9 protein-coding genes are annotated in these 12,055 nt (G+C 61.5%); 7 read left to right on the forward strand and 2 right to left on the reverse strand.

The annotated features are described in order from the left end of the window. The 7 genes from EOD15_RS17420 to EOD15_RS17450 all read left to right on the forward strand — a co-directional run. The coding region (locus tag EOD15_RS17420; RefSeq protein ID WP_127408672.1) for a M20/M25/M40 family metallo-hydrolase at positions 1-437 on the forward strand (437 nt) is incomplete at its 5' end. Beyond that, entirely contained in the window at positions 437-1,870 is a 1,434-nt protein-coding gene (locus EOD15_RS17425; RefSeq protein WP_127321017.1) for an FAD-binding oxidoreductase, read from the forward strand. The genes EOD15_RS17420 and EOD15_RS17425, both read left to right, overlap by 1 nt. 2 nt (positions 1,871-1,872) lie before the next feature. Further along, positions 1,873-2,235 (forward strand): AraC family ligand binding domain-containing protein, encoded by a 363-nt coding sequence (locus EOD15_RS17430; protein ID WP_164747152.1) that lies wholly within the window; start codon positions 1,873-1,875, stop codon positions 2,233-2,235. Between the two features lie 313 nt (positions 2,236-2,548). After that, on the forward strand, positions 2,549-3,223 hold the full coding sequence (locus tag EOD15_RS17435; protein ID WP_245463698.1) for a response regulator transcription factor: 675 nt from the start codon (positions 2,549-2,551) through the stop codon (positions 3,221-3,223). Between the two features lie 319 nt (positions 3,224-3,542). Further along, on the forward strand, positions 3,543-7,196 hold the full coding sequence (locus EOD15_RS17440) for a DUF5801 repeats-in-toxin domain-containing protein (protein WP_127321321.1): 3,654 nt from the start codon (positions 3,543-3,545) through the stop codon (positions 7,194-7,196). 148 nt (positions 7,197-7,344) lie between these two features. Continuing rightward, positions 7,345-9,111, forward strand: a complete 1,767-nt coding sequence (locus EOD15_RS17445) for a type I secretion system permease/ATPase (protein ID WP_127321322.1) — start codon at positions 7,345-7,347, stop codon at positions 9,109-9,111. Further along, positions 9,108-10,457 (forward strand): HlyD family type I secretion periplasmic adaptor subunit, encoded by a 1,350-nt coding sequence (locus EOD15_RS17450; protein WP_127321323.1) that lies wholly within the window; start codon positions 9,108-9,110, stop codon positions 10,455-10,457. Before EOD15_RS17445 ends, EOD15_RS17450 begins: the two co-directional genes overlap by 4 nt. Before the next feature lie 22 nt (positions 10,458-10,479). Here the strand turns inward: EOD15_RS17450 and EOD15_RS17455 are convergent, their stop codons facing one another. Beyond that, positions 10,480-11,316 (reverse strand): sulfite exporter TauE/SafE family protein, encoded by an 837-nt coding sequence (locus tag EOD15_RS17455; protein ID WP_127408673.1) that lies wholly within the window; start codon positions 11,314-11,316, stop codon positions 10,480-10,482. Positions 11,317-11,440: 124 nt separating this feature from the next. Continuing rightward, positions 11,441-12,055 (reverse strand): SDR family NAD(P)-dependent oxidoreductase (locus tag EOD15_RS17460; protein WP_148129570.1); only part of this gene is annotated, 615 nt, incomplete at its 5' end.

Here is a 12,055-nt window from a genome sequence, read left to right on the forward strand (position 1 = left end):
CCGATGCGGCGTTTCTGACCGGCACCGTGCGCACCTTCGACCATCAGGTTCAAAAGACGCTGGAGATGGCAATCCGCCGCATCGCGAAAAACGAGGCTGAAGCTTTTGGCGCCAGCGTCGATATTCGCTACGAAACGCCCTTCGCGCCGACAATCAACACTCAGGCGCAAGCCGACGCGATGATCGCGATTGCGAACGAGGTGATGGGCTCGGAACGTCTCGTCGTCGATCCGCCTCCCGAGATGGGTTCTGAAGATTTCTGCTACATGTTGGAACAGCGGCCGGGCTGCTATTTCTTGCTTGGCCAGGCGGACGACGCGCACCAGGCCGCCGCGCACGACACCAATTACGATTTCAACGACGCTATCCTGCCGATGGGCGCCAGTCTTTGGGTCAGGCTGGTGGAGCACCGCCTGTCCGCCGCAGGCGCATCGTGATGCAGTTGCCGGAAAAAGACATCCGCTGGCGGAGCCATTGGCTGCGGCAGGCATTGCCCGAGGACCCGGACCTTGCGCCTCCGCTCGAAGAGACAACGCAGGCCGACATCTGCATCGTTGGCGGCGGGTATCTCGGACTGTGGACCGCCATTCGCCTCAAGCAGCACAATCCAGGCTTCGACGTTGTCATTGTAGAGCGCGACATTTGTGGTGGTGGCCCGAGCGGCCGCAATTCCGGAATGGTGCTTTCGGCGTGGACCAAATACAGCGCGCTTGCCGCGCTGCGCGACGGAAATGACGCGCTTTCGATCATCAAGGCATCCGAAGCCGCGATCGGCGGCATCGAGGCTTTCTGTCAGGCCGAGGCAATCGACGCCTGGTTCGATCGCATCGGCTGGATCTGGGGCGCTACGTGCGAAGCACAGCTTGGCGCCTGGGACGACGCGTTAAACAAGCTGGCAGCGCACGGCTACGTCCCGGCGCGGCGAGTTTCGCGCCCGGAGATCGCGGCGATGGCCGGTACGACGAGCCACCTTGGCGGTGCGTTCGACGCTTCGTCGGCAACTGTGCATCCAGGGTTCCTGGTGCGCGGCCTGCGTCGTGCAGCGCTGAACCGCGGCGTTCGGATCTATGAAAAGTCGCCGATGAAGCGGTTTTCGCGACGTGGCAAGCTCACGGTGGAAACGGCGAAAGGAACTGTGTCCTGCGGCAAGGTCGTGCTTGCCATGAATGCTTGGTCCGGCGCGATTCCGGAACTGGCCCCTGCGATCTTCAACATCTCCAGCGACGACGCCATGTCACAGCCCATTCCAGACCTTCTCGACAAGGTCGGCTACCGCCGGGCGCCGCTGATGATCGATTCCCGCGTCTTCGTTGGCGGTTGGTCTCCGACGCGCGATGGCCGGCTGTCCGTCGGCGTCAGCGGTGGCGTCATTGGCTTCGGCGGCATCGTCGACCAGCGTTTCCATGGCCTGTCGCCACGGGTCGCCGAAATGCGTCGCGTGCTGCGGGATGGCCACCCGGCGCTCGCCGATTTCCCGCTCGAGACATCGTGGAACGGCCCGATCGACCGGACGGTCAGCGGCGTGCCGCTGTTCGGTGCTTTGCCCGCCAACCGCGATGTCGTCTACGGCTACGGCTTTTCCGGCAATGGCACGACAATGGCTTATATCGGCGGCGAGATCCTCACCGGCCTGCTGACTGACGGCGAATCGGAACTGACGCATTCGGCGCTGGTGCGTCCGGTGACGCGCGGTTTCCCGCCCGAACCCTTTCGCTTCGTCGGTGCGCATTTCGTCCGTGGCGCGGTGCGTCGGCGCGACGATCTCGAACATGCCGGGCGCAAGCTGGATCCGGTGACGAGATGGCTCGCCGGGCTGGCTCCGTCCGGCGTCACTCCCTCCAAAGCCAATCTTCGCGCAAAGAAAGGATGACAATGTCCAAGGCCAAGATTTTCAAGCACAGCGAGTTGACTCTGAAGCCATCAGTCACGCCGACCGGAACGTCGTCGATCGCGCGCGTGATCAATGCCGAGATCAGCCGGACCATGGGCGGTGGCATTGAGTATCTGGAGAACGCCTCGATCGACTGGACCGTGACCTATGACGAGGTGCTGTTCATCCATGAAGGCACGCTGACGATCGAACTGGATGACGGCCGCCACGAATGCCGCCCTGGCGACATCGTCTGGCTGCCCAATGGCACGCATCTGAAATACATCGCAACCGAACGCACCGGCTATTTTTACTGCCTGTACCCATACGACTGGGCCGCGCGGCAAGGGACGGTAGAACCTTGAAGTGACAGGCATATCATAGGTTTGCCTTTCACCGCGCAGTTCCGGGGCAGTGGAACAGCTGTTGGCATCTCCGCGAAGTACGCATTGCAGGTCAATATCGTCGGCTGCAAAACGTCACGCTTGGAAGCGATTTCATGGTGATAGCGGCCAGGAAGGGCAGCTAGCCAGCTTCCCGCCCAAGTGCGATGTGAGATATCCGCCGATCCGCCTGGCAGACGGCGGATTGTCATTATAGCAATATGCATATTAGCTATTCCTTGACAATCTGCCTGGGCTCTGATTTCCTGATTTAACGGGTGTTTAACCAAGTTCGTTGCGTTTTTTTACGGACGGTGTTCGCATGTCAACGTTAGTTGTCGCGGACCCGCGGGGGGTGTATCTCGCTGGTCTGGAATGGGTGTTGCAGAAGGCTGGACACGATGTTGTCGCCCAGTGCCGCCGCCCTGTGGACGTTCTCGCTCATGTGGAGCGCCATCAACCTGATATCGTCATCGTGGGCGTGGATCTCGCGGACCAGCAGACATCAGGTCTTTCCTCACGGCTGAAGGCCTGCAGCAGCGCTCTCGGCATCATCTTCATCGTGCAGCCAACCGGCGGGCTCGATGTCAGGGAAATACAGACGCTCGACGTCGATGGCCTGTTTCTGGACGGCATCAGCCACCGCTTTCTCATCGAATGCGTGAATGCGGTGGCGGCGGGCAAGAAGTGGATCGACAACAAGATCGTCCAGCAGCTGCTGATGCCCGGCTCGCAGCCGCAGCCAATGTCCAGGCTGACCGGGCGGGAGACCGAAATCGCCGATCTCGTCTCGCGCGGGCTGCGCAACAAAACCATCGCGCAGCGGCTGCATTTATCCGAAGGCACGGTGAAGATGCACCTGCATCACGTCTACGAGAAGCTGCATCTCGGCAGCAGGGCGGAACTGGCCTGGGTGGCGCACGGCAAGAGCACCGAACATCGAGGAACGGGCCGAACCGGTCTGCTCTGACCATCATCCTCCACAGCACCGACGTTCTACGTCCGGCAACAGTACGGGGAGCCGTCTGACGGCATCTGCCTTGTGTCGGCGCGACCTCCCGCAGCGCCTGCCAGCCCGATCTATCGAAGGATATATATCGTTCGATCAGGTGCGGACATTGACCGCAATACTATCGAAGCGGGAATGGACGCGCCCTCTGCGCCGGCGGCACAATGAAATTGGAGGGGCGCATTTCAGTATGCGACCGGCTGCACCGGGGTAGGTGCATTTCCGGCATTGGGGGCTGCATCCCTTTTCCAGAAAGCATTTTGAACCAAGGAGAATCTCCATGGCACTCGACATCGTAGCTCAAGACATCATCATCGACGAGACCACCGGCCTTCAGGACGATGATGTTGACTCCTCCCTTCCGCCGCACAGCACCAACGCCACGCTGACATATCTCCTGGGCCTCGACGGCGCGGGCGGACTGACCTCACCGGAAGTCGCCTTCCAGGCCAACTTCGTGGTGGCCTCGGCGAACGCAGGGGAAACCATCACCTCAATCATTCTGGCCCAGAACTCCTCCGGCACGGCGTTTTCCACTACCGTTGGCGTAAACAGCTTTATCAAGACAGTTGATGGCAGCTATGTGTGGCTGTTTCAGGACCCAACGCATCCAAACGTCGTAATCGGCGTCATTGGTACCTCTGACCCCTCCGCCGCACCGGCTGCAACCGGGCCTCTCGCCCTCTCGTTCGGGCTGAATTCCACAAGCGCCACCACTGCCGACCTTTACCTGGTCCAGTACGTGTCGTTGTTGCATCCGAATGCGGCTAACCCGGATGACCAAATTGATCTGACCAATAAGGTTTTCGCCTCGGTCACCGGGACCACGGTGCTCAATTTCAGCTCGCTTGGTGACGCCCCTCCCGGACACAACAAATGGTATATCCTCGACGCCGATACGGCGAGCCCGCAGAAGATCCTGGTCACGGCTCATGACAATGGCGTACAGGCCGAAGTCAACGTCAGCACGCAAGGCCTGGGTGTCTCATCCCAAGACGTGCGTTTTGGCCGTGAACTTCAGATCGACCTGATCAATGGCGGCACCCAGAGCGCGGGGAAGACGTTTACCGACACGCCAACCGTGGCGCCTGACTACAACACCCACATCGAGACCGTCTCCGGTGCGGGTTTTTCGATTTCGCAATCCACGCCGACCAATACCAAGGCTGACATCGAGATTCACGCCTATAACGAAGCCGGGAACGAAGAGGGCGCCGCGTTCCCCAGTGATGCTCTCGGTACGGAGATCAATATCACCGGCGTGACGTTCAAACTGAACGGCGTCACGATGACTGCCGCACAACTCGGCATCACGGTCGATCTTACCAGCACTGGAGCGATCCTACAGGATGTCGGCGAGGGCGTGACGGTCGATTTCACGACCGCGGGTGGGGTTGGCGGAACCTTTGATCGCTTCACCATCAAGAATATCGACACCGACAAAGACTATTTCGATGTCAAGGAAGTCCACTTTGCTGGCAACGTAGCCAACGCCTACAACGAAGAGGTCGGCTCCTTCATCAACTTCGATGACGACGGGCCTAGCATTTCATCGACCGGCACGGAGCCTACACTGACTGTAGACGAGACGGTGCTGGGGACCAACGACGTGCAGAGCTTTGCGGCCAACTTCAGCTCGGCTTTCGGCTCCGACGGCGCCGGCACGGTAACCTACGCGCTCGGCTTCACGGCAGGCGTAACTGGCATCGTAGATACCCTAACCGGACAAGCTGTTGTCCTCTCGCTCAATGGCGGCGTCATCGAAGGTCGCACCGTTACCAGCAACGACCTCGTCTTCACGGTCGCTGTCAGCGGTACCGGCAGCGTGACGCTCGACCAGATACGGGCGGTGGTGCATCCGACCGCCGACCCCGACGAGAGCACGAGCCTGGCGGCCGACAACCTGGTCAAGCTCACCGCAACCGTCACCGACAGGGACGGCGACCATCAATCGGCCACCCTGGACATTGGTCAGAACCTCTTCTTCAAGGATGACGGCCCGAGCATCTCGGCAAACGGCACACCGCCTACGCTCACGGTGGACGAAACCAACTTCGGTACCGACGACGGTCCGACGAGCTTTGCCGGCATCTTCACGCCGCATAGTGGTGGTGCTGACGGTGCGGCAAGCCCTGTCGAGATCACATACGCACTGGCCGCGTCCGGCGCATCCGGTTTGACTGACACGCTCACCGGTCTATCAGTCGACCTGTCGGTCGATGCTAACGGCGTCGTCCTCGGCACAATCACCGGTGGAATTGAAGTGTTCCGGATCAGCATCGACGGTGACGGTCTCGTGACATTCAACCAGTCCCGTGCGGTGCTTCACGCGAACGCTGCCGATCCGAACGACACCAGGACGTTGACCAGCGCCAGCCTTATCCAGCTGACGGCGACCATCACCGACGGCGACGGCGACACGGCTCAGGCCACCGCCAATATCGGCACGAGCTTCGTCTTCACCGACGACGGCCCGGCGATCACGGCACCGTTCGACGGTGACCCGGCATTAGGCATCCAGCGCGAGACGTTGCACAACTTAGTGTCCCCGCCGGCCCTCGCAGCTACCGGTGTCTTCGGGTACAGTATCGGTAACGACATCCCGGACTATGACGGTGCCGATAACATCGCCGGCAACTCCGACGACAAGTCGGACTTCGTGGACGGTAATCTTAACGTGGCTGGGGTGCAGCTTTCTCTCTCCGGTTTTGTCGGTAGCGCGACACCGCCGATCACGGGGTCTAACGGCACCGCGATCTTTGCGAACGTTAACAATGTGCCCGCCGCACCGGCGTACGCTACGCTCGTGTCGGAGGACGCCAACTCTGCGACGTTCAACTTCACGTTCCACTACGACAAGGACCCGATCACGGCTGGTATTCAGGACGCGACGGCGGGTGGTCAGTTGATTTTTGACAAGGTCAACGACACCTACTCGATTGCCCTGAACGACGTTATCGACGGGTTCGCCTTTGACGTCGTTCACACCAGTCAGGACTTCGCTCGGAACCCGAACACTAACTCGGGCCACCCGGAAGTCGTCGTGGCGCAGTTGACGCCGAATGGCGATCCAAACCCGTTCCTCGTGCAGTTCACCGCCAATAATTCGCCGTTTAGCTTCTCGCAGAACGGCGAAGGGTCTACCGCTGACATCGCGTTTAACGGTGCCAACCACGACATGGCCACCAGTGCCGTCACGACTTGGGTTTCTGCAACCCAAGGCGAGAATGGTGTCGCCGGTGATACGATCCAGAAGGGCGAACTATTGACGATACGGTTCTTCAAAGAGCCTGCAGTGCTCAACGACCCGAACCCCGGCGTCGATGTTGATCCCGTCACACCGGGCATCCAACACGAACGGACCGAGCCGACAACGACAGCTAGCGGTATCGTGCTGAAGTTCGACGGCATCGGCAATGCCGAGGACCTCGTCTTGATCCTTGACCTGGTCGACACCAAGGGCACGACCTCCACGTCGGACGACACCGAGACTACCGTCGCCTTGAATATCCAGAACTCGGACTTCCTCAAGGGCGGTGCTGTTGTACCCGCCCCGTACGATGCCGAGTTCTCCCTGTCAGGGTATTCGGGTTCCAACAACGACGCGTTGATCATTATCGAGCAGAACGACTACACTACCAATGCTAACGTCCTTATTCAGGGCGTGCAGATCATGCAGTCCGCGAACGGTCTGACCGGCACGGGTATCAACTTTGTCAATACGACCGGCCCGGGCGGCGGTAGCTTGGCGGGTGCCCAGCAAGTTCTCGACCCGACCGACAACGACGTCCTCAAGATCGTGGACATCGGGTTTGTGCAAAGCACGTCCGGTACGTTGAACGCCAGCCTTGACTTTGCCGTTCAGCTTGCCGACGCGGACGGCGACGTAACGCCGACCCCGGCGGCCCACATTCTCGTGGACGTGGTCGCCTAAACTTGCCCAGAGGGGCAGTTAAACGCTGCCCCTTACAGGACAAGATAGATTGACCGGCCCCCCTCTTAACCCGCCAGGGGCCGGTCTTTTTACATGATCACCTGCTTACCAATATACCAACATAACCGCACACCAGGGATAATTAACGATGAAAAACCCGCATCCCTCTGCCCTGCAAGCGGTGATGAAAGAGGCCAAGCGCGCTGTCAGACCACTTATCTGGTTCAGCGCCGGCATCAACATATTGATGCTAACCGGCGCCTTCTACATGCTCCAGGTCTATCACCGCGTGTTGGGCAGCCACAGCCTGGAAACGTTGGTAATGCTGTCATTGATGGCGGCGACGGCGCTCGCGACAATGGCGGCGCTGGAGGTTGTGCGCGCGCGTCTTCTGGCCAAAGTCGGGACGTGGTTGAACGCTCGGTTAGCCCCGGTTCTCCTGACCGCATCGGTCGAATACGCCGCCTCGGCGCCTGGTCAGATCAACGCCCGGGCGCTACGTGACCTCGACCAGGTGCGGAATTTTTTCACCAGCCCGAGTATCTACCCGATCCTCGACGCGCCTTGGGCGCCGATCTTCCTGGGCGCTATCTTCCTCATGCATCCTTGGCTGGGCTGGCTGGCAACCTGTGGCGGTGTCGCGCTATTCGCGTTGGCGTTGCTTACCGAGTACCTGACCCGCAAGCCGCTGGCGGAAGCCGCGATCGCCCAGACGCGGGCTTACATGCAGGCCGAGCAAACGATCCGCAACGCGGAAGTCGTCCAGGCCATGGGCATGTTGAATCCCCTGCTCGAGAGCTGGAAGGCGCAGCAGGACGAGGCAAATGATGCGCAATCTCGCGCCAGCAACCGATCCAGTGTCATCTCGGCCCTCGCGCGCTCTTTCCGGCTGGCCCTGCAGATGGCCGTGCTCGGCCTCGGCGCCTATCTGGTGCTGAAGAACGAGGCTTCGCCCGGCATCATGATCGCCGCCTCGATCCTGATGGGCCGCGCCTTGGCCCCGGTCGAGCAAGCGATCGGTACATGGAAGGCGACGATCGGGGCACGGGCTGCTTACAAGCGCCTGGTTGCAATGGCCGGTCAGCGACCGGAGGCCACGCCGGCCCTGCCACTGCCGCGCCCGAAAGGCAAGTTTGTGGCCGAGAATATTATGCTCGCCAGACAGGGCGGCGAACCAATCCTGCGAGGAATCAGCTTCCAGCTCAAGCCCGGTGAAGCGATGGCGCTGGTCGGCCCGAGCGCAGCCGGTAAGACGAGCCTTGCGCGCGTGTTGGCCGGCACTTGGCGGCCGACCGGTGGTCGCGCGTTGCTTGACGGAATGAACGTTGTCGAATGGGCGGCCGAGGACCGGGGTCGACATGTCGGCTACCTGCCGCAGGATATCGAGCTCTTCGCCGGCACCGTCTCCGAGAACATCGCCCGTTTTGCGTCGCTCAATCCCGCAACTTTCAACAACGTGGTCAAGGCCGCGCAATTGGCGGGAGTCCATGAACTGATCAAGGGGCTGCCGAAGGGCTACGCCACCGAGATCGGTCAAGGTGGCGCAGCACTGTCCGGAGGGCAACGCCAGCGCATCGGACTGGCGCGGGCGCTTTACGGCGACCCCGCGTTCCTTATCCTTGACGAGCCTAACTCCAATCTCGACCACGAAGGCGAGCAGGCGCTCGCCACGGTCATCAGTGGGCTCAAGGAGGCAGGTACGACCCTGATCCTGATCTCGCACCGGCCAAGCATCCTGGACAAAGTCGACAAGGTGTTGGTCCTCAACCACGGCGCTCAAGATCTCTTTGGGCCGCGCGACCATGTCTTCAACGAACTCGCCAGCCGTGTCGGCAAGGTGGCCCATCTGCCCAAGGCGGCCCAGTTGCCAGCCCTTGAAGTGGTGAAGGAAATCAAAGAGGTCAAGGAAGCATGAGCCGCCCCCCCGAATTGAAGGTCGTGCCGCTGCCCCTCGCGCCGCCCTCTCTCCTGGAGCCGCAACCCCTCCGTCTCACCGGCGTGACGTGCACCGGCTTCGCGATCATGTTCCTGTTCTTCGGCGTGGCCGGGGGATGGGCGGCCCTGGCGCCGCTGGACAGCGCTGCGGTAGCGTCGGGCGTGATCAAGGTCGCCGGCGACCGCAAGCTCATCCAGCACCTCGAGGGCGGCATCATCGCGGAGTTGAACGCCGCCAACGGGGATATCGTCAAGGCGGGCAAGATCCTCGTCCGGCTCGACGACACGCAGGCAAAGGCGCAGCTCGACCTGATCCAGAACCGGATAGCAACGCGTGAGGCGCTGGCCGCCCGTCTCAGGGCCGAGCGTGACGGCAAGACCGAGATCGAGTTCAATCCGGCGTTGCTCGCAAACCCCGCGATCGCCGTGAAGGATGCGGTGGCAGCACAGCGTGACGTGTTTGCCGCGAAGCACCACAATCTGAAGGACGAGCGGGAAATTCTCGGCCAGCGCCGTCACCAGGTCGAGGAAGAGATGACGGGGCTGGAGCAGCTTATCGTCACCGAAGACAAGCAGATCGAGGCAATCGAGGGCGAAAGCAAAGACCTTGAGGGTCTGCTCAAGAAAGGGCTGACCACCCGCGAGCGGAACCTGTCGCTCAGACGCCAGCAGCGGGAGATCGAGGGCGAGCGCGCCACCAATGTCGCGGCAATTGCCCGTGCCGGAAGCGCCATGGCCGAGATCGACATGCAGATCCTGAACCTCAACACAGTGCGCCTGAACGAGGCCGTCGACGAGTTGAGCAAGGTCGAGGCGGAGCTGTTTGACCTCGGACAGCAGGAGCGTTCCGCCAGGGACGTGCTTAGCCGTACCAACGTCGTCGCGCCGGTTGACGGCATCGTCATGGAGCTGAAGGTCCATACGGCGGGCGGTGTCGTGAAACCCGGTGAGACATTGATGACGATCGTACCGCTCGGACAACAACTCGTGGTCGAGGCTATGGTCAAGCCGGAGGATGTCGAGACGATCGCACCCGGACAGCTCGCGCGCGTCAGCTTCCCGGCCTTCGCCCGCTACAACCTGCCGCCGCTCGAGGGCGTCGTGGAGATCGTGTCGGCTGACCGCATGGTTGAGGAGCGCAGCGGCGCACCGTTTTTCGCCGCGACGGTTGTGATCGACAAAAGCGAACTCGGCAAGCTGGAGGGCCGCAAGCTGCTGCCCGGCATGTCGAGCGAGACGATGATCCGGACGGGGGCTCGCACCGTGCTCTCTTATCTCGCCGAGCCAATTACGCAGAACTTCCGCCGGGCCATGCGGGAAAAATAGCCCGTAGGCCGCTGAACCGGATTCAGGAAAGCAGCATTCGCCCGGCCGTGATCGCCAGGAAAAACGCAAAGGCAAGTTTCAGGTAGCGCGGGTTGAGCGCGTGGGCGAGCCTTGCGCCCAGAGGAGCGAACAGAAAGCTCACGGGCGCTATGATGGCAACCGCCGGCAGGCTGACGTAACCCAGGCTGAGCGGAGGCCTGCCTGCAATTGCGAGACCCGACCAGATGAAGCCGGCCACCGCTGGAAGCGCGATAAGCAGGCCAAGCGCCGACGATGTGCCGACGGCCCGGTGCACCGGAAAGGAGAAGCTGGAAAGCGTCGGCACCGACAGTGTGCCGCCGCCAATCCCCATGAGCGAAGAGACAAAGCCGATCACAGCAGCGATCGCGCGGTTGATCCAGCCGCTTTGCGGCAGGTGATCGGAGATCACGAGGTGCTTCGGCAACGCCATGTTGACGGCCACCAGCAGGCCGACGACGCCGAAGACCAGCCGCAAGCCAGCGCCCGGGATGAATTTCGACATGATGCCGCCGACGAGGGCACTGACGAAAATCCCCGGTCCCCAAAGCTTGAGCAGAGGCCGATCGACATTGCCGCGCCTGTTGTGTGACCGCATCGACGAGATCGAGGTTGGGATAATGACCGCAAGCGATGTCGCGACCGCCAGATGGCTGATCACAGCAGGCGAAAAGTGGAACAGGCTAAGCACCCAGAACAGCACCGGAACGATGACGATGCCGCCTCCGACTCCCAGCAGACCGGCGAGCACGCCGGAGGCAATTCCGGTCATGGCCAGGCCGGCGATCAGCATTGCAATCGTCAGCCCGTCGAAAGCCGACGTGTCGAATCCGAAGTCCACTATGATTTTTCCTTGATTGGCCATTTGCGGCACGGCCTTGCGGACACGGCCGCGCTCATCCGCTGTTGCGACCCAAAATGCAGGTCGCCCGGAAGGCTCGTACCGTTTTTGGGATGCGCTTTGGCTAGTGGCGCACCATCCCGGCGTCGACATTGAGCGTCTGGCCGGTGATCCAGCGCGCATCGTCGGAGGCCAGGAACGAGACCACGTCGGCGATATGTTCGGGCTGCCCCTTACCTTTCATCGCCTGAAGCATCTCGACGAAGCCGAACGCCTCGTTGTGCGGGCTCGCCTTGACGCCGTCGCTCTCGATCAGGCCGGGCGTCACCGCATTGGCGGTGATGTTGTATTTGCCAAGCTCGGTGGCGAGCGCCCTGGTGAAGCCGATGACGCCACCCTTGGCCGCGACATAGGCGGCCATGTTCGGCGTGCCGGCAAAGAAGGTGTTGGACGCGATGCAAATCACCCGTCCGGCCTTCCCCGCCGCACGCATCTGGTCCGTACCGGCGCGGCTGACGATAAAAGTGCCGGTCAAATTGACGTCGATGATCTTGCGCCAATGGTCGAGATCGACATCGTCCCAGGCGACGAACGGCACGATGCTGGCATTGTTGACCAGGATGTCGATGCCCCCGGTCAGGGCCTGGATTCCGGCGAAGAGTGCCTTGACGGACGCCGGATCGGAAATGTCGGCGGCGATCGCCCTCGCCTTTCCGCCTATCCCCGCGGCCGCCCCCTT

The organism is Mesorhizobium sp. M7A.T.Ca.US.000.02.2.1, from assembly GCF_003996995.1.
Taxonomy (GTDB): domain Bacteria; phylum Pseudomonadota; class Alphaproteobacteria; order Rhizobiales; family Rhizobiaceae; genus Mesorhizobium.